Genomic DNA, 19,035 nt, shown 5'->3' with positions numbered 1-19,035 from the left:
GAAGCGACAGGAGCTTTGGTTGCCTGCTTTCCAGCCACTGTGTTATATTAGAGTGCAGTGTGACAGCCCGCTGTTCGCGGAGTACACACGCTTGCGGATGCTCTGTCGGTGCCTGAGAGGAACTTGGGTGGCGGGGCAGTGGATGCAGGCGGAGGAAAAACCACAGGAGGTTTACTATGGCGATCATTTCTATGAAGCAACTGCTCGAAGCTGGGGTGCACTTTGGCCACCAGACCCGTCGCTGGAATCCGAAGATGGCAAAGTACATCTTCACAGAGCGCAACGGAATCTACATCATTGATTTGCAGAAGACGGTCCGTAAGGTTGAAGAGGCGTACAATTTTGTGCGTGACCTGTCTGCTTCCGGCAAAACCTTGCTGTTCGTGGGCACAAAGAAGCAGGCTCAAGAGTCTGTGCGCGACGAGGCATTGCGGTCGAACATGTTTTACATTAATCAGCGCTGGCTCGGCGGCACAATGACCAACTTCCCGACGATTCAAAAGCGTATCGCGCGGTTGCAGACCCTCGAGAAGATGGAGGAGGATGGAACTTTCTCTGTCTTGCCGAAAAAAGAAGTTATTCTTTTGCGCAAGGAGAAAGACCGCTTGGAGAAGTTCCTTGGTGGCATCAAAGGCATGAAGTCGTTGCCTGGCGCCATGTTTGTGATAGACCCTCGCAAAGAGCGCATCGCGGTGGCGGAAGCTCGGAAGCTCGGGATTCCGATTGTCGCGATTGTCGATACCAACTGTGATCCGGATGAGATCGACTACATCATCCCAGGCAATGACGATGCGATTCGCGCCGTAAAGCTGCTGACGGGAAAGATGGCCGACGCTGTGCTTGAAGGCGCACAGGGTGGCGAAGACGAGACCACCGCGTAATTCGCGGGGGCGCACGCCGAACTTTGGCACGTTCAGCCACTTGGAATGACGTCAGAGGTGAGGGGTGACGAGAGCGCTACGCCTCGTCACCTTTTTTCTGGAAGGCCCCATACTTGAAAGAGCGATTCGACAACAGGAGGGAACACTGTGGAAATTACAGCGGCAATGGTCAAACAGCTGCGCGAAACATCGGGCGCAGGTATGATGGACTGCAAAAAGGCTTTGACAGAGGCGAACGGAGACATGGAGCGCGCAACTGAAATTCTGCGCGAGAAAGGTCTGGCATCGGCTTCGAAGAAGGCTGGTCGCGTTGCAGCAGAGGGAGTAGTCGAGGCGTATATTCACGGCGCTGGTCGCATTGGTGTGCTGGTAGAGGTGAACTGCGAGACAGACTTTGTCGCCAAAACGGACAACTTCAAACAATTTGTGCGAGACATCGCAATGCACATTGCAGCGTCAAACCCAGAGTACGTCGGTCGCGAGGAAGTGCCTGCGGACAGAGTTGAGAAAGAGCGCGAAATTTTGCGGGCGCAAACACTGAACGAAGGCAAACCCGCGAACATCGTGGACAAGATTGTGGACGGACGCATCGACAAGTTCTTCAAGGACGTCTGCTTGCTCGAACAGCCGTTCGTCAAGGAACCCGACAAGACGGTGGAACAGTTGGTGAAGGAGAAAATTGCACAAATCGGCGAAAAAATCTCCGTTCGCCGCTTCGCCCGGTTTGTGGTCGGTGAAGGGATTGAAAAGGAAGAGACGGATTTCGTGGCAGAAGTCATGGCGCAGGTGCGCCGCTAAGCTGGACGGGGGACACTTCGGTGTTCCCCTTCCCGCATGACCCGAGCCTTGTGAGAAGACAGGACGGAGGATGGCAGTATGCCAACACCGAAGTATCAACGAGTCGTGCTCAAACTGAGTGGAGAGGCGCTTGCTGGCGAGCGTGGGTTCGGAATTGACCCGCTGGTGGTCGACGACATCGCGGCACAAGTGGGCGAGGTGGCTCGCCTCGGCGTTGAAGTCGCCGTGGTTGTCGGGGGCGGAAACATCTGGCGTGGTGCCGTAGGCAGCAACCAGGGGATGGACCGCGCAACTGCAGACTACATGGGGATGTTGGCGACGGTGTTGAACGCGCTAGCTCTCCAGGATGCTCTTGAGAAACTGTCTGTGGACACGCGAGTGCAGACGTCGGTTGAAATGCGTCAGGTGGCTGAGCCGTATATCCGACGCAGAGCGATTCGTCATTTGGAGAAGAAGCGGGTTGTGATTTTTGCCGGTGGCACGGGCAACCCGTACTTTTCCACTGACACGACAGCGGCCCTGCGCGCGGCAGAAATCGAGGCCGAAGTGATTTTGATGGCGAAACATGGAGTTGACGGTGTGTACACTGCGGATCCGCAGATCGACCCAGACGCGGTGAAGTACGATGAACTGACGTTTATCGACGTGCTCAACAAAGGGCTTGGCGTTATGGATTCGACTGCTACGTCCCTGTGTATGGACAATGACATTCCACTGATTGTGTTTGCGCTGCAAGAGCAAGGGAACATCTTACGGGCTGTGATGGGAGAGAACATCGGGACTTATGTGAGGAGGACGATCCGTGCTTGACGAGATTCAGAAGTCTGCGGAAGAACGGATGCAAAAGGCGGTCGAGGTGTTGCGCCGCGACCTCACGTCTGTCCGAGCAGGACGGGCGACTCCGGCCATGTTGGACAAAGTGACCGTTGAGTACTACGGCTCGCAGATGCCTGTCAGCCAAGTTGCGAGCGTGAATTCTCCGGAGCCACGCATGTTGACGATTGCACCTTGGGATAAGTCGATGCTTGGAGAAATTGAACGGGCGATCCAAAAATCTGACTTGGGACTCAACCCCAACAACGATGGTGCCGTGATTCGTCTGATTGTCCCCGCTTTGACAGAGCAACGTCGGCAGGAACTTGTGAAACAGGTGCGGAAGATGGCTGAGGAAGCGCGGGTTGCTGTGAGAAACGTGCGTCGCGACGCCAACGACGAGCTGAAGAAAGCGGAAAAGGCCGGGGATGTATCCGAAGACGATGTACGGCGCGGGATGGAAAAGGTGCAAGCCTTGACAGACCGACACGTAGGTGAGATCGATAAGATGACGGTGGCAAAGGAACAAGACGTCCTCGAGATCTGACAGGGATCGACCTGCTTCGTAACATGTTGCGAACCGCCACGCGGGGAGGGTGCAGCTTGCTCAACTTATTCGGGAGAAGGCGCAAGAGTGCGAGCGCAGACGGCCAAAACGAAGCGCCACAGGGTGAGCTGCCGCGTCACGTCGCCATCATTATGGATGGAAATGGGCGCTGGGCCCATCGTCGTGGGCTCCCCCGGATTGCGGGTCACCACGCAGGTATGAAGACTGTGCGAGAAGTGATTCGCGCGTGCGACGACTTTGGTATCCCGTGTCTGACCCTGTATGCGTTTTCTACGGAAAACTGGAAACGGCCTGAAGGGGAAGTGGAGTACCTGATGCGGCTTCCAGAGGAGTTTTTCCGGTCAGAGATCGATGAGCTTGTCGATCGCGGTGTGCAGGTTCGGTTTATCGGAGATACGACAAAGCTTCCAACGCACACTCAGGAGACTGTCAGGCGCACTCTCGAACGGACCAAAACCAACGACGGAATGACAGTCAACTTTGCGCTCAACTACGGTGGTCGAGCTGAGGTTGTGGAGGCGGTTCGCGCGGTAGCGCGGGAAGTGGCGGCAGGGGTGCTGGATGCAGACGCGTTGGACGAAGACAAGTTTGCGATACACCTCTCGACACACGGGCTCCCTGACCCAGACTTGGTGATTCGGACGAGTGGGGAAGTCAGACTGAGCAATTTTTTAATCTGGCAGGCTGCATACGCTGAGCTGTGGTTTACTGACGTCTTGTGGCCGGATTTTGACCGCGATCAGCTGCGGCAGGCCCTGACAGAATACACCGGGCGAATGCGCAGATTTGGTGGGCTGAAGTAGGTGGGGACATGCTGACACAGCGGATCTGGAGCGGTTTTTTGGCGGGACTTATCGTCCTGCTCGCCATTGTGTTTGGAGATGTGTGGGTCTGGAAGGCGGTTGTCTTTGTGGCGACCGTGATCTGCGTTGGCGAGTTCGCCGTTATGCTCGGTGCCACATGGAAAAGTGCGCTCGCGCTGTGGGTCTATCTGGTGATCATCGCGGTTGAGTGGTGGCCGTACTGGCACCTGCCGATTGCACTAGAGACGATGGTTGCGATCACGCTGTTGTTCCCTGTGGCCTGGCGGAACCGTGTCACGGTTTCCCAGGCCGGTACTACGTTTGTTGGTGCACTGTACATAGGATACGGCGGTCTGTCGCTCGATCTGTTGCGGGCGTTGCCGCACGGCCAGATGTGGTTGTGGCTGGTGCTCATCGCAGTGTGGACCACAGACACAGCCGCCTACTTTGGCGGCAGATTGTTCAAGGGCAACAAGTTGTGGCCGGACATCAGTCCAAAGAAGACCGTCAGCGGCGCAATCACCGGATTTGTAGCAGCGGCGCTTAGTTCAGTCATCGTCGGCATCATCTCCGTGCCTAGGCCGCATGTGCTTTCACTTGCGCTGCTCGGTGCCGTCATCTCGGTCATCTCGCAGCTTGGCGACCTCGTGGAGTCTGCCTATAAACGGTCGGCTGGTGTCAAAGATTCGGGTCGCTTACTGCCTGGTCACGGTGGCATGCTCGATCGCGTCGACGGTCTCCTCTTTGCCGCCCCCTTTGCCCTGTTCTTCATCACTGTAGCTCACGCTCGATGGTTTTTCTGACGACTGAGTAGAAAGGGGTCGAACGTATGGCGCGCACTCTCACTGTACTTGGGTCAACCGGAGTCATTGGCACAAACACGCTTTCAGTAGTGGAGTCCATGTCGGCAGGCGAGTGGTCAGTTGTCGCGCTTGCTGCCGGAAAGAACGTTGAAAAACTCGCGCAGCAAGTGCGTCGCCATCGACCGAAGTTTGTCTCAGTCGCAGACGATACTGCGCTCTCACAGTTGCGAGCATTGTTATCGGATCTCGACCCATTGCCTGAGTTCGGCGTTGGCGAAGTTGGTTTGGGTCAGGCGGCTGAGGTGGAGTCAGACGTAGTGGTCACGGGTATTGTGGGGGCGCTCGGGCTGCGCCCGACTTGGCTGGCGATTGCACGGGGTGCCACAATAGCACTGGCGAACAAAGAGACGTTGGTTGCGGCCGGTGACCTAGTGATGCCGTTTGCTCGTTCCAAAGGCGCACAAATTGTGCCTGTAGACAGCGAACACGCTGCGATTTTTCAGTGTCTGCAGGGTGGGGCGGCGTCTGAGGTGACGCGGTATGTTTTGACTGCCTCGGGAGGGCCGTTTCGCACGTGGAGTCCCACCGACTTGGCACAGGCTAGTGTGGAGGCTGCGCTTGCTCATCCCAATTGGGTCATGGGCAAAAAGATCACGGTTGATTCCGCAAGCCTCATGAATAAAGGGCTCGAAGTCATTGAGGCACACCATTTGTTTGCGGCCGCTTATGATAAAATCGACGTAGTCGTCCACCCGCAGAGCGTCATCCACTCGATGGTCGAGTACGCCGATGGGTCAGTGATCGCTCAACTAGGAGCGCCGGACATGCGAGTGCCGATTCAGTACGCTCTTACATTTCCAGTACACCGGAAAAGTTCTTGGCCACGTCTGGATTTTACGGCGTTGTCGCAACTTACGTTCGAGAGCCCGGATACCGCGCGTTTCCCAAGTCTGCGCCTAGCCTTCGAGGCTGGGCGTGCTGGCGGCTATGCGCCATGTGTGTTGAATGCCGCAAACGAAGTCGCTGTCGAAGGATTTTTGCAAGGGCGAATGACGTTTCTTGGAATGGCGAAACTGGTAGAAGATGTTCTTTCAGTCTGTGCGTCAGGCCAGCCGTCTGATTTGGACGACATTTTCGCGATGGATGATTGGGCGCGCAAGACTGCTCATAGGATAATGGAGAAGGGCGGGTGGACGAGTTGATCGTATTGGGCGTCCTCAAATCCATTGTCGCAATTGTCCTGGTGTTCGTGGTCAGCATCGTGATTCACGAGTATGGTCACTACATCGTGGCGAAAAAGTCCGGTGTGGCCGTGCCGGCGTTTGCCATCGGGTTTGGCCCCAAACTCGTGCGCTGGTTTCGTAATGGGACAGAGTTCTCGGTGCGCTTGTTTCTCATCGGTGGTATGGTCCAACTGGCGGGTGAACTGCCGCAGGACGCGTTGTTCCGAAAGGGAGAAGAGCTCGCTGTCGTGATCGACGAGGACGGTCGGATTACCGCAGTCGGAGAGCCGTCGGACCTGCCCAACGGACAAGTTGCTACATTGAAAGACCTTGACTTGATGCACCGCATGGAGATGACGTTAGTCACTGCGGACGGGGTGGTGACGTACCCGGTCAAGCCGCATGCGAAGTTGATGACAAGCGCGCGTAATTCGATTCCAATCGTCGAACCGCATGAGCAAGTGCTCGGCAAGCCGCTGTGGCAACGGGCCGCAGTGATTCTGGCGGGGCCGTTCATGAACTTCTTGCTGGCCGGTGTGCTGTTCACGCTCATCAACATGCACAATGGCATTGGCCTGAACACACCGACGCTCGGCCAGATTGTCCCCGGTTCAGCCGCTGCACAGGCAGGATTGATGCAAGGCGACCGAGTGGAGTCTGTCAACGGACGGCCAGTCTCTTCGTGGATCCAATTGGTCCGGGTGATTCAGGCTGATAAAGGCAATCCGCCGCAGCCGCTGGCGATTGTGGTCGACCGGCAGGGGGCTACGAAAACAATCGTTGTCAAACCGCGACTGGTCACCTACGCTGGAGCGCACATCCCGCAAGTTGGTGTCATGGAACCGGTCACGAAGAATCCCGTGAGAGCGGTAGGCAGCGGCTTTTCCGCGGTCTACACGGATACGGTTCAGACTCTGCACTTGTACGGGCAGGTCGTGGCCCACCACCAGTATCAGGACCTATCTGGACCCGTTGGCATCGCCGACGTGATTAGTCAACAGGCTCAGTCTGGCATCTGGCAAGTCGTGATGATCACGGCTTTGCTCAGCCTCAACCTCGGCTTGTTCAACCTGCTCCCCATTCCAGCCCTGGACGGCGGCCGGTTGCTCTTTATGCTCGTGGAGATGGTGCGTGGCAAGGCGCTTGACCCGCGTCGAGAAGGTCTGGTTCATTTTGTTGGCTTTGCGCTTTTGATGCTGTTTGCGGTTGTGATTACGGTGCGAGATGTAACCCGACTGTTTTGACGGATGTGTAGGGCCGCTGCACGGCGGCCCTCGGGCGTGGGAGGGAAATCATGAGACAGAGTCGACTGTTTTTGAACACACTGCGTGAAACACCTGCTGAGGCCGATGTTGTCAGTCACCGTTTGATGCTGCGGGCCGGGTTGATTCGTCAACTCTCAGCAGGCGTGTACACGTTTTTACCGCTCGGGTACCGGGCGTTAGCGAAAGTCGAAGCGATTGTCCGGCAAGAGATGGACAGAGCCGGGGCTCAGGAGATTTTTATGCCCGCTATGCAGCCTGCCGAGTTGTGGCAGCAGTCCGGCCGATGGGACGACTATGGTCCGGAGTTGGTGCGTTTTTCAGACAGACACGACCGCACCATGGCGCTTGGACCCACACACGAAGAAGTAATCACGAGCTTGGTCCAAAATGAGGTTCGCTCGTGGCGACAGCTCCCTTTTACGCTCTATCAAATTCAAACCAAGTTTCGCGATGAGCGGCGTCCTCGCGCAGGGTTGCTGCGCGGACGGGAGTTTCGCATGAAAGACGCGTACTCGTTCGACGTAGACGAGGCAGGGCTCGACCGTAGTTACCAAGCGATGTACGACGCGTACTGCCGCATCTTTGACCGGCTTGGAGTTGAGTATAGGGCCGTCGAGGCCGATTCCGGTGCGATTGGCGGCGAAGGTGGAAACCACGAGTTTATGGTCATCTCTGCTGCCGGGGAAGACACAATCGCTGGCTGCTCGAAGTGTTCGTATGCAGCAAACATCGAAAAGGCAGTGGGACAAGCTTTGTCGGTGGCGGATGCAACAAGTACACCAGCGTCTGAGACCGTGGCGACACCTCATGCGCGTACAATCGAGCAATTGGTGGCTTTGCTCGGTGTCGACGCAGGGCAGATTGTTAAAGTGTTGGTCTACATGGCAGATGGGAAACCCATTGCGGCCTGTTTGCGTGGCGACCATGAAGTAAACGAAGTGAAGCTAAAGAAGGTGCTTCGCGCTCGCACGTTGGAGCTGGCGAGCGCAGAAGAAGTGTCGCGCTTCACCGGCAAGCCGGTCGGCTTTGTCGGGCCAGATTGTGGACTGCCAGTCGTTTTTGACCGTGACATTCTTTCCATCACGGATGGCGTAGTTGCATCGAAGGTGCCCGATAGCCACGACGTGCATGTGGTCCCCAATCGCGACTTCACTGTGGCCAAGACCGCGGACATCCGAGTTGTGCGAGCAGGGGATGCGTGCGTACAGTGCGGTGCGCCGCTGGTCTTCATGGGCGGTATTGAAGTCGGGCATGTGTTTAAGCTTGGCACCAAGTACACGCAGGCGTTTAACACGCGCTACGCGGACGAGTCGGGTGCAGAACAGCTGATTATTATGGGCTGCTACGGGATTGGCACGTCGCGGATTATCCCTGCAGTGATTGAGCAACTCCATGACGAAGACGGCATTATCTGGCCAATTGCCATTGCGCCTTACCACGTACATGTCGTACCCGTCAACAGCCGCGACGAGGAGCAGGGGAGCGTGGCCGACTCGCTCTATCACCGCTTCCTTGCGGCAGGTGTTGACGCACTGATTGACGACCGCGACGAACGCCCTGGCGTCAAGTTCAAAGACGCGGATTTGATCGGGCTACCCGTGCGCATCACGGTAGGAAACAAAGTCAAAGAAGGCAATGTCGAACTGAAGATTCGACGGACCGGCGAAGTGCAAGTCTTACCCATAGAAGAGGCCTTTCGAACAGTTCTTGGTCTTGTCAAGTGACAGGAGGAAATGACCAATGGCCGTCCCGGAGCCGCTGAAACCAATAGCGACAGCTGGTGCTGCCCCTGTGCAGCGTCTTCCGGAAGGAAGTGTTGAACGCGTTGTCGTCCACTTGTCTACAAGGCGGGTGGACGTGTTTTTGCCAACTGTGTTTTCGTCCGTGGCAACTGTCGGGTTTGCTGACTCAGGCTCCACTGACGTAGTTGCTGACGAATTGGCGGCTCAGGCGCGCGCTGCAGTTGAACGTAGCAACCAGGTTCGGGCAGCCTCAGCCGCGCTGTCCTCCGATGGGAGTGCGTTCGTCGAAGTGTTGGCGCCGGCTTGGCAAGAACACCCGAGTCGGTTCCAGTGGGATGCCATTGTCGCCGCCCTCGTTGAACGGTTTGTCAGTGACGAGCCAGTGGTCGGTAATTTGCTTCGCCACGCGACGGTGCGCGTCACTGGTCACGACAAACGCGACGACGGTGCATCGGACTCTGAGGAACCGTATGCGGCCGTCCTGTTTTTACTTGGGAATGACACGGAACAGGCGGCGCTCGAGCGTAAACAAGCGAGTGTCAGGCTCACGCGTATTGCACAGGAGTCCTTCGGTGTCGACGTTGATGTTCAATTGTCTGTCGACGTGGCGGCTGAGGACCGCGCCAAGGCGATGTGGGAGCAGCTTCAACGGACCGAGCGCGAACAGGTACAGGAAGTCATGACGCAGGCAGCTGAGGCAGAAAAACGCAAGGCGGAAGAACCTGCTGCGCCGGACCGTTCTGGCGGCGGAGAGCGGCCTTGGCGCCAGCGCCGGGGCGACGACACACCGCTTGCGCCGATGACCATCGGTCGAATCCCGGATCGACCAGCTACTCCCATCCACGAGATTGTCGACGAAATGCGTTCTGTCATCATCGAGGGGCGCCTGTTCAAATACGAGCAACGCACACTGCCAAGCGGTCGTGTCTTGTTCCAGTTCAACGTGACCGATGACTCAGACTCCATCACCGCGAAGTTCTTTAGCAACAACGACCGCCAAACGGATGCCCTTGCGCCACTCGAGGACGGAGTGTACCTGCGTCTTCAGGGACAGGTGCAGTTTGACACATACTCCAAAGAGATCGTCTTCATGGCTCAGGATATCGCGCCCTTAGAACTGCCGACGCGGGTGGATACGGCTGCGCAAAAGCGCGTGGAACTTCACCTGCACACGCCAATGTCCGCGCTCGACGGAGTGACGCCAGTCAAGGACTTCATCAAGACGGCTGCAAAGTGGGGACACCAGGCCATCGCGATCACTGACCACGGCGTTGTGCAGTCGTTTCCAGAAGCGTATAGCTTGGGCAAGAAGCACGGCGTTCAGGTCATCCTCGGAGTCGAAGCGTACGTTGTCGACGACGGGACCCCGATTGTCTACTACACCGACGGCAGAGTGCTCAGCGACGAAACAGAGTACGTCGTGTTCGACACTGAGACGACCGGTCTGAACGCGCGTGAAGACACCCTGATTGAGATTGCGGCCGTGCGCATGAAGGGAAAGAAGATCGTCGGCAACTACGAGACATTGATTGACCCAAAGCGCGGCCTTTCTCCAAAGATCACGGAGTTAACCGGGATCTCCGAAGACATGCTCGTTGGTCAACCGGAGTTGGAAGAGGCTCTGGTCGCTTTTAGTGAGTTTGCAGAAGGGGCAGTGTTGGTCGCACACAACGCTGAGTTCGACGTCGGCTTCTTGGCACAGTGTCGTGGGCGGGTTGGACTGCCTGTCTGGCGTCCGCCAGTGATTGACACGCTGGCGCTTGCGCGGTCGCTGTATCCGGGCGCGAAGAACTACCGCTTAAAAACCCTCACGCAGAAGTTCAGCGTGGAACTTGTCAATCATCACCGCGCCCTCGCGGACGCGGAAGCGACCGGCAAGGTGTTTGCGCATATGCTGGCCGAACTCGAATCGCGCGGTTTAACTGACCTCACTGCGGTTGAAAGCATCGCAGCAACAGCCGACACGTCGAAAGTGCGACCGTTTCATGCCACTGTGCTGGTGCAAAACCAGACGGGACTGCGAAACCTGTATGAACTTGTATCGCTCTCCCTGACGCAGTATTTGTACCGTGTGCCGCGAATTCCGAGAAGTGAACTGGTCCGTCGCAGGGAAGGTTTGCTGATTGGCACCGCCTGCCAAAACGGTGAACTCATTCAATCGTTTCTGCGTGGAAAAAGCATAGAAGAGATTGAAGAAGTCTGTCGCTTTTACGACTACCTTGAAATTCAACCGTTGTCTCATTATGAGAACCTGCTCCGGGAGGAACTGGTTCAGAGCTATGAGAGTGTGCGAGATATTCACAGACAGATTATCGAGATCGCATCCCGTCTTGGCAAACCGGTCGTCGCGACCGGGGATGTGCACTTCCTGAACCCGGCAGACGGTATTTACCGCGAGGTTTTCCTGCAGTCTCAACATGGCGTGGACGCCAGTAAGCAGCCTCCACTCTACTTGCGGACGACCGATGAAATGCTCGAGGAGTTCCGCTACCTCGGCGACGTCGCACCTGCGGTCGTGGTCCACAACCCAGCAGCGCTTGCGGCTCAAATCGAGGATGTGCGTCCGATTCCAACCGAGTTGTTCACGCCCGTGATCGACGGGGCAGAGGATGAAATTCGCGACCTGTCGTACAGCAAGGCGCGACGGATGTACGGCGATAACCTGCCGGAAATTGTGGAGAAGCGCCTGCAAAAGGAACTCCACTCGATTATCACGAATGGTTTCTCCGTGATCTATCTCATCGCACACAAACTGGTCACGAAGTCGCTGGCGGATGGATACTTAGTCGGTAGCCGTGGTTCTGTCGGTTCGTCATTAGTTGCTACGATGACCGACATTACAGAAGTGAACCCCTTGCCGCCGCATTACTTGTGTCCCAACTGCCAGTACAGTGAATTCTTCGAGGATGGCAGCTATGGTTCCGGATTTGACCTGCCGAGCAAAACGTGTCCGTCATGTGGCACTGCGCTTCTGAAGGACGGTCAGGACATTCCCTTTGAGACGTTTCTTGGATTTGAAGGCGACAAGGTTCCGGATATCGACCTCAACTTCTCTGGTGAGTATCAACCGCGGGCCCACAAGTACACGGAAGAGTTGTTCGGTCGTGACCACGTCTTTCGCGCAGGCACCATCTCCGCAGTGGCCGAGAAGACTGCGTACGGGTACGTGCGTAAGTTTGCGGAAGAACGCGGATTGGTGATGCGAAACGCCGAGATCGACCGGTTGGTGACCGGCTGTACTGGCGTCAAGCGGACGACCGGGCAGCACCCTGGCGGTCAGGTTGTCGTTCCTGCGCATGTGTCGGTATACGATTTTACACCCGTACAGTACCCTGCAGATGACAAGAATGCAGGGACGCTCACTACCCACTTTGACTACCACTCTGGCCTTGAGAGCTGTCTCTTGAAACTAGACATTCTGGGTCACGACGACCCGACTGTCATTCGCATGCTGCAGGACTTAACGGGTGTGGACCCAAAGACAATTCCCCTCGACGACCCCGCCGTGCTCGGCTTGTTCCGTGGCACCGAGACGCTCGGGGTAGATACGAAGGCCATCCGGTCGGTGACGGGAACGTACGCGATCCCGGAGTTTGGGACGAAGTTCGTCCGGCAGATGCTCGAAGACACGCGGCCGACGACGTTCTCTGAACTCGTCCGCATTTCCGGCCTGTCGCACGGCACCGATGTGTGGTTGAACAACGCCCAGGAACTGATTCGGGGTGGGACTGCAACTCTGTCTGAAGTCATTTGCGCGCGCGACGACATCATGGTCTATTTGATTCACAAAGGGCTTGAGCCAGGTCGAGCGTTCAAAATCATGGAGTCAATCAGAAAGGGTAAAGGTGTCAAGGACGAAGACGCCGAGTACATGCGTTCGTTTGACGTCCCGGAATGGTATATCGAGTCCGGGAAAAAGATCAAGTACATGTTCCCGAAAGCGCACGCGACCGCCTATGTGCTGATGGCGATGCGCATTGCCTGGTTCAAGGTACATTACCCGCTCGCCTTTTACGCTACTTACTTCTCAGTGCGCGCAGACGATTTCGACATTCCTTTGCTAGTGAGTGGACGCACCGCGATTGAGCGAAAGATTGAGGAGATCGAACAAAAGGGCAACGCAGCTCTACCGAAGGAGAAGAGTTTGCTGACCGTCCTCGAGGTTGCGTTGGAGATGGTCGTGCGAGGCTTCAAATTTCTACCGGTTGACCTCTACGAGTCCGACGCTGCGCGTTTTCGCACAGTGGGCGAAGACAGGTTGCTGCCGCCGTTTGCGGCGATTGCTGGGGTTGGCGAGTCTGCCGCAACAAACTTGGCACAGGCACGGGAAGATGGACCGTTTTTGTCGATCGAGGATTTACAGACGCGCAGTCGGGTGTCGAAGACCGTGATCGAAATTCTCGACGGTATGGGTTGTCTGACCGGCTTGCCAGAGAGCAATCAGTTGTCCTTGTTCTGATCTGTGCATCAGATTGGTGATGTGGACGCCATCGCTAGGAGGGGTTTGATGAAACTGCACTACCTCGGCCCAGAGGCCACATTCTCACATGAGGCGGCTGCTAGGTTCGGCACCTTGCTTGGCCTTCGCGACCTCGAACTCGTTGCAGAGCCGACCATCCCGCAAGTGATACAAGCCGTCGCCGATGAAGAGACGGGTTCTCTGGATGTGCTTGGGTGTATACCCCTCGAGAACACTGCACAGGGCTCAGTCACGGCGACTTGGGACGTGCTCGGACGTGTCGCACGGCGCTCTGTAGAGCCTGACCCTGTTCGTGAGGCGGCGCTTCGCCTGCAGATTCTCGCGTCCTTGCGCATTCGTGTGGAACAGTATCTGATTACGGTGCCAGACACTGACCTGACGAACGTCGAGGAAGTGTACTCGCACCCGCAAGCACTGGGGCAGTGCGAGCTTTGGTTGCACGAGCATCTTCCTCGGGCGCGGCAGACGGCAGTCGCGAGCACGGCCCGAGCTGCGGAAATAGTTGCCGAGTCAGGTGACGGACGGGTGGCTGGCATCGGTACGCGCACTGCTGCGGCCAAGTACGGCTTGCAGCCATCGGACCGCCCGATTCAAGACGCGACCGGCAACGAAACTCGTTTTGCCCTGTTTGGTAATGCCCGCGTGGCGCGCGTTCGCCCGGACGGTGGGCGCTGGACGCTGTCGCTCCTGCTGGCAAACGTACCGAATGTGCCAGGGGGACTCCTGCGCGCCCTGCAGCCCATGTATGACAACGGGTTCGACATGAGCCGTATCGAGTCGCGACCCGTTGGTGACAAACTTGGCATCTATCTGTTCTTCGTCGACCTATTGTGGACTCACTCAGCCCGTCACGCTGGCGAGGTGGCAGCGTGGCGAAGGGTGCGCGAGGCCCTGACGGCACAGGGGGTCGAAATCATTCAGCTTGGGCTGTTTCCTGAGCTCGAGTAGAGACGCGACGAAATACAGGGCTGTCCTCGGAGGCATTGAATTGCCTGTTCGGACAGCCCTGTTTTTGTTGCGTAGGCAGTTTCTTCGGGCACGGAGTTTAGGAGGTGACGGACTGCTTGGCGCCCTTTTCACGAGCAGTCTTCGCGAGTTTGCGTTTGCGCAGACGGAAGTTCTGCGGCGTGATCTCACACAGTTCGTCGTCCTCGATGTAGGAAATCGCCTGCTCCAGCGAAAGGTTGCGCGGGGATTTCAGGCGTGTTGTCTCATCCTTTGTCGCTGAGCGAACGTTGGTCATGTGCTTCTGTTTCACAATGTTGATCGTCAGGTCGTTCTCGCGAGCGTGTTCACCGACAATCATGCCTTCGTAAACGACCGTTCCAGGCGTGATGAAAAACACGCCACGGTCTTCGAGAGACTGCAAACTGTACGTAGTCGCAACGCCGCTTTCGCTGGCGACCAGGACCCCTTGCCGGCGTGTTTGTACCTCGCCTTTCCACGGTTCGTAGCCTGCGAACGACTGGTGCATCGTGCCGTACCCTCGGGTCATCGTCAAAAACTCATTGCGAAAGCCGATGAGACCTCGCGCGGGAACGGAAAACTCGAGCCGCGTTGTGTCACCAAGGGTCGATGGTGTCATGTCCTGCATTTCACCGCGCCGTACACCGAGCGCTTCAATCACGGCACCGACGGCATCGTTCGGGACATCCGCCATCAGGCGCTCGATCGGCTCCATGCGCTTACCGTCTACCTCTTTCAGGATGACGTGTGGCTTGGACACCTGCATCTCGTAGCCTTCGCGGCGCATCCGCTCAATCAGAATGGACAAATGCAACTCACCGCGGCTCGATACGAGAAAAGTATCGGCGTCTTCTGTGTCTTCCACCCGAAGACTGACATCCGACTCCATTTCAGCGTACAAACGCTCGCGTAGTTTGCGCGACGTGACGTACGTGCCTTCGCGGCCGGCGAGTGGACTGTTGTTCACGAGAAACGACATCTGCAGTGTCGGTTCGTCGATTGTCAAAACATCGAGTGCTTCCGGATTAGTCGCGTCAGCCACCGTGTCTCCCACAGTGATGTCGCCGAGGCCTGCGAGCGCGACAATGTCACCGGCTTCAGCCAACTCGGTTTCGACGCGGCGTAGTCCTTCAAAGGTGTAGAGTTTGGTGATGCGCGACTTGCGTACTCCACCGTCGCGGTCGAGAATGGCGACTGTGTCGCCAAGCGAAATCTGTCCACGGACAATCCGGCCGATGCCGATGCGCCCGAGAAATTCGTTGTAGTCGAGCATCGTCGCTTGCCACTGCAGCGGTCCGTCAGGATCAACTTGTGGCGAAGGAATGTGTTCTACAATCGCCGAGAACAGTGGTTCCATGTTCTCGCCCATGACTGACGGGTCCACTGAGGCCGTACCGCGCATCCCGGACGTGTAGACGACTGGGAAGTCGCACTGCTCCATGTTCGCTCCGAGTTCAATGAACAAGTCGAGTACTTCATCCACCACTTCTTGTGGACGTGCGTTTTCACGGTCCATTTTATTCACGACCACAATCGGTGCCAGACCTTGTGCCAGAGCCTTTTGCAGGACAAACTTGGTCTGGGGCATGACACCTTCGAAAGCGTCGACGACAAGCAATACGCCGTCGACCATTTTGACGATACGTTCCACTTCGCCGCTGAAATCAGCGTGACCCGGGGTGTCGACGATGTTGATCTTCAGGTCATGGTACGGGATGGCTGTTGTTTTCGCCAAGATGGTAATGCCGCGTTCTCGTTCGAGTTCGTTCGAATCCATCGCCCGTTCCTGGACCTGCTGGTTGCTGCGAAACAGGCCGGACTGGCGCAGTAACTGGTCGACCAAGGTGGTCTTGCCGTGGTCAACGTGTGCGACGATGGCGACATTGCGCAACCGGTCTGCAAATTTTGAGTTCATGTGATCCTTCACCTCAGTTGAATTCCGAAAGAAGCGCATGCCTCCACGCCCCGCACCCACTTAGACGCGGGACTTCGGTGATCGATTGGATGTTGACAATTTACCTTACCATGCCCTTAGCTTATTGGCAATGTGCACAAGTGTCACGATGCGGTTCCGGTTTGCAGGGTGCGGGGTACGATGATATAATATGATCGGTTAAGCTTCGTATAGGTTGTGGCGCGAAGAGTGGGGCAACCCACTCTTCAATTTATGACAGCCCTGTACGGCGTGACGACGGTGCCGCTCTCTGACAGGGCACAAACCCGGGTGCGAATGTGCCGCGACACGCGGACACAGATCGAGGGAGGAACGACGAGTGCCGAAGGAACGTGTGGTCGACATCGTAGAACAACTGACACTGCCCATCCTGGAGGCCCACGAACTTGAACTTGTGGACGTCGAGTACAAGAAGGAAGGCGGTAGTTGGTTTCTGCGCGTTTTCATCGACAAACCGGGTGGTGTAGACATTGATGACTGCAGCAAGGTCAGCGAGCAGTTGTCCGATCGCCTCGATGAAGTCGATCCGATTCCTACAGCGTATTTCCTTGAAGTTTCATCGCCCGGCGCCGAGCGTCCGTTGAAAAAGCCTGCCGACTTTGAGCGGGCCGTGGGCAGTTACGTGCATGTGTCGCTGTATCAACCGCTCGATGGGCAAAAGGCGTTCGAAGGTGTGCTTTTGTCTTATGGTGCAGATGGTGCAGAACTCGAAGTGCGCGAAAAGGGTGTACGAAAACATGTGCACATCCCGGTGGACGCCGTGGCGTCTGCTCGGCTGGCAATTGAATTCTAAGTGTGTGAGCCGGGGAGTGGCCTGGCATGAAAGGGGGGACGGAGCGCCATGAACGCAGATTTCATTGAGGCGCTGACACAACTCGAGCGGGAAAAGGGCATCGACAAAGACACTCTGCTTGAAGCAATTGAAGCGGCGCTGATTTCAGGGTATAAACGCAACTTCAATTCCGCGGCGAACGTCCGCGTGCAGATTGACCGCGATACAGGGGAACTCCGAGTGTTTGCCCGCAAGGATGTGGTCGAAGAACTCTCCGACCCACGCCTCGAAATCAGCCTCGATGCCGCGCTCGACATCAGTCCGACTTATCAGGTTGGCGATATTGTTGAGATTGAGGTGACACCACGAGACTTCGGGAGAATTGCAGCACAGACGGCAAAGCAGGTTGTCACCCAACGCATCCGCGAAGCGGAACGCTCAATTGTCTACAACAAGTACGTTGACCGCGAAGAGGAGATTGTTACAGGTATCGCGCAACGGGTCGATCCGCGGGTTGTGTACATCGACTTGGGTGAGACTGAGGCGGTGCTGCCACACAACGAAGTCATGCCAACGGATAATATCAAGAGCGGGGACCACGTGAAGGCGTTGATCACACGGGTGGAGCGGACTTCGAAAGGACCGCAGGTCGTACTATCGCGTACACATCCGGGGTTCCTGAAGCGTCTTTTTGAACTGGAAGTACCCGAAATCTACGATGGAGTGGTGGAAATAAAGGCTGTCTCTAGAGAAGCCGGGCATCGTTCCAAGATCGCGGTGCACTCACGCAATCCAGAAGTGGACCCGATTGGCGCCTGTGTAGGCGCGCGGGGCATGAGAGTGCAGGCGGTCGTCGGTGAACTTCACGGTGAGAAGGTCGACATCGTAAAGTGGAGCGAGGATGCAGCGGAGTTTGTCGCGAACGCCTTGTCACCTGCCAAAGTCGTTGAAGTGCAGACGTTCGAAGAGGGAAAGGTCGCTCGGACGATTGTGCCAGACTACCAACTGTCGCTCGCGATTGGCAAGGAAGGGCAGAACGCCCGACTTGCGGCGAAACTGACGGGGTGGAAGATTGATATCAAGAGTGAATCACAGGCGGCTGAATTCGGTGTGTTTGGCCAAATGTCAGCTAAACCTGATGAGGACGACGAAGTGGGTACGCTCTCCAGCGACTGGTTACGCGAACCGTAGGGTTTGTGCGTGAATCGCTGCGGAGTTGGTATCTGTGAAGGAGGTGAGGCCCGTTGCAACCGCACGTAAAGAAGATCCCGCTCCGAAAATGCGTCGGTTGTGGACAAATGCTCCCAAAGCGCGAGTTGGTGCGCGTGGTGTTGACGCCCGAGGGCGACATCGCACTAGACGCCACTGGGAAGCGCAATGGGCGCGGGGCATATCTTTGCGCCAAGGCCGAGTGTTTGACTTTGGCCAGGAAACGTAAGGCGCTTGAGCGGTCCCTGAAAACCTCCATACCGGCTCCTTTGTACGATCACTTGGCAGCACAGCTACAGGAGGCGGGTGGATGAAGGGCACGAGTGAAGACCACCACGAGGTGCGGCACGGAGGACAACCGCCGATTGAGGCACAGGTTGTATCGGCGGATGCAAGGCTGCCTAAAGCGGAACAGCGTTGCCTGCAGTTGATCGGCTTGGCGCTTCGAGGGCGTCGGGCAGTGATCGGCAGTGACGCAGTGTTGGAAAGGGTCCGTGATGGAACAGCGGCGATTGTCTTCCTTGCCGCGGATACCGGCGCGAACGCAGAGAAGAAGTACCGTGACAAGTGTGCGTTCTACAAAATTCCGCTGGTCAGGACCTTCACTCGCTCAGAACTAGGTCGTGTGTGCGGCCGTTCAAATATTGTCGTGGTTGCTGTAACCGACCCCGGGTTTGCAGCGACAATCCTAAATTGTATCGGGGAATTTCGCGGGGGTGAAGCGTTTGACGAAACTTCGGGTGTATGAGTATGCCAAG

Annotated in this window: 16 protein-coding genes; 15 read left to right on the top strand and 1 reads right to left on the bottom strand. The window is 56.7% G+C overall.

All coding sequences use genetic code 11. The features are described 5' to 3' along the window. The first annotated feature begins 176 nt into the window (after positions 1–176). The 11 genes from rpsB (at position 177) to JC200_RS00960 (ending at position 14,324) form a co-directional block, all read left to right on the top strand. Positions 177–881, top strand: coding sequence for a 30S ribosomal protein S2 (rpsB, locus tag JC200_RS01010; protein ID WP_274434328.1), 705 nt, complete (start codon positions 177–179; stop codon positions 879–881). 147 nt (positions 882–1,028) lie between these two features. Continuing rightward, a complete protein-coding gene (tsf, locus tag JC200_RS01005; RefSeq protein ID WP_274434327.1) occupies positions 1,029–1,679 on the top strand; it encodes a translation elongation factor Ts in 651 nt (216 codons plus the stop codon). A 78-nt stretch (positions 1,680–1,757) separates the two neighbouring features. After that, a complete protein-coding gene (gene pyrH / locus JC200_RS01000) occupies positions 1,758–2,489 on the top strand; it encodes a UMP kinase (RefSeq protein WP_274434326.1) in 732 nt (243 codons plus the stop codon). After that, positions 2,482–3,039 carry a ribosome recycling factor gene (gene frr / locus JC200_RS00995; protein ID WP_274434325.1) on the top strand — a complete coding sequence of 186 codons (558 nt, stop codon included), beginning with the start codon at positions 2,482–2,484 and terminating at the stop codon, positions 3,037–3,039. Before pyrH ends, frr begins: the two co-directional genes overlap by 8 nt. Before the next feature lie 56 nt (positions 3,040–3,095). Then, positions 3,096–3,863 carry an undecaprenyl pyrophosphate synthase gene (locus JC200_RS00990; protein WP_274434324.1) on the top strand — a complete coding sequence of 256 codons (768 nt, stop codon included), beginning with the start codon at positions 3,096–3,098 and terminating at the stop codon, positions 3,861–3,863. 8 nt (positions 3,864–3,871) lie between these two features. Then, positions 3,872–4,666 (top strand): phosphatidate cytidylyltransferase, encoded by a 795-nt coding sequence (locus tag JC200_RS00985; protein ID WP_274434323.1) that lies wholly within the window; start codon positions 3,872–3,874, stop codon positions 4,664–4,666. A 26-nt stretch (positions 4,667–4,692) separates the two neighbouring features. Further along, the gene (locus JC200_RS00980; RefSeq protein WP_274434322.1) at positions 4,693–5,868 is read left to right on the top strand and encodes a 1-deoxy-D-xylulose-5-phosphate reductoisomerase; all 1,176 of its coding nucleotides are present in this window, start codon (positions 4,693–4,695) and stop codon (positions 5,866–5,868) included. Next, the gene (gene rseP, locus JC200_RS00975) at positions 5,856–7,133 is read left to right on the top strand and encodes an RIP metalloprotease RseP (protein ID WP_274434321.1); all 1,278 of its coding nucleotides are present in this window, start codon (positions 5,856–5,858) and stop codon (positions 7,131–7,133) included. The genes JC200_RS00980 and rseP overlap by 13 nt, the downstream gene beginning before the upstream one ends. 50 nt (positions 7,134–7,183) lie before the next feature. After that, complete coding sequence (locus tag JC200_RS00970) at positions 7,184–8,878, top strand: proline--tRNA ligase (RefSeq protein WP_274434320.1); 1,695 nt, start codon at positions 7,184–7,186, stop codon at positions 8,876–8,878. Between the two features lie 16 nt (positions 8,879–8,894). After that, on the top strand, positions 8,895–13,355 hold the full coding sequence (locus JC200_RS00965; RefSeq protein WP_274434319.1) for a PolC-type DNA polymerase III: 4,461 nt from the start codon (positions 8,895–8,897) through the stop codon (positions 13,353–13,355). 48 nt (positions 13,356–13,403) lie between these two features. Next, positions 13,404–14,324: a prephenate dehydratase gene (locus JC200_RS00960; RefSeq protein WP_274434318.1), complete on the top strand. Its 921-nt coding sequence runs from the start codon at positions 13,404–13,406 to the stop codon at positions 14,322–14,324. Between the two features lie 97 nt (positions 14,325–14,421). On the opposite strand, the gene typA is transcribed toward JC200_RS00960, so the two are convergent. Next, complete coding sequence (gene typA, locus JC200_RS00955; RefSeq protein WP_274434317.1) at positions 14,422–16,257, bottom strand: translational GTPase TypA; 1,836 nt, start codon at positions 16,255–16,257, stop codon at positions 14,422–14,424. 358 nt (positions 16,258–16,615) lie between these two features. On the opposite strand from typA, the gene rimP reads away from it, so the two are divergent. Genes rimP through JC200_RS00935 form a run of 4 tightly spaced genes read left to right on the top strand, consistent with a single transcriptional unit; the run spans position 16,616 to position 19,025 of the window. Further along, positions 16,616–17,089 carry a ribosome maturation factor RimP gene (rimP, locus tag JC200_RS00950; protein ID WP_274434316.1) on the top strand — a complete coding sequence of 158 codons (474 nt, stop codon included), beginning with the start codon at positions 16,616–16,618 and terminating at the stop codon, positions 17,087–17,089. A 48-nt stretch (positions 17,090–17,137) separates the two neighbouring features. Beyond that, on the top strand, positions 17,138–18,259 hold the full coding sequence (nusA, locus tag JC200_RS00945) for a transcription termination factor NusA (protein ID WP_274434315.1): 1,122 nt from the start codon (positions 17,138–17,140) through the stop codon (positions 18,257–18,259). A 53-nt stretch (positions 18,260–18,312) separates the two neighbouring features. Then, the gene (rnpM, locus tag JC200_RS00940; RefSeq protein ID WP_274434314.1) at positions 18,313–18,591 is read left to right on the top strand and encodes an RNase P modulator RnpM; all 279 of its coding nucleotides are present in this window, start codon (positions 18,313–18,315) and stop codon (positions 18,589–18,591) included. Further along, positions 18,588–19,025 (top strand): L7Ae/L30e/S12e/Gadd45 family ribosomal protein, encoded by a 438-nt coding sequence (locus JC200_RS00935; protein WP_274434313.1) that lies wholly within the window; start codon positions 18,588–18,590, stop codon positions 19,023–19,025. Before rnpM ends, JC200_RS00935 begins: the two co-directional genes overlap by 4 nt. The last annotated feature ends 10 nt before the right edge of the window (positions 19,026–19,035 follow it).

The organism is Alicyclobacillus sp. ALC3 (assembly GCF_028751195.1).
GTDB lineage: Bacteria > Bacillota > Bacilli > Alicyclobacillales > Alicyclobacillaceae > Alicyclobacillus_L.
The sequence above is the reverse complement of the archived record's forward strand: the minus strand, read 5'-3'. Positions and strand labels throughout refer to the sequence as shown.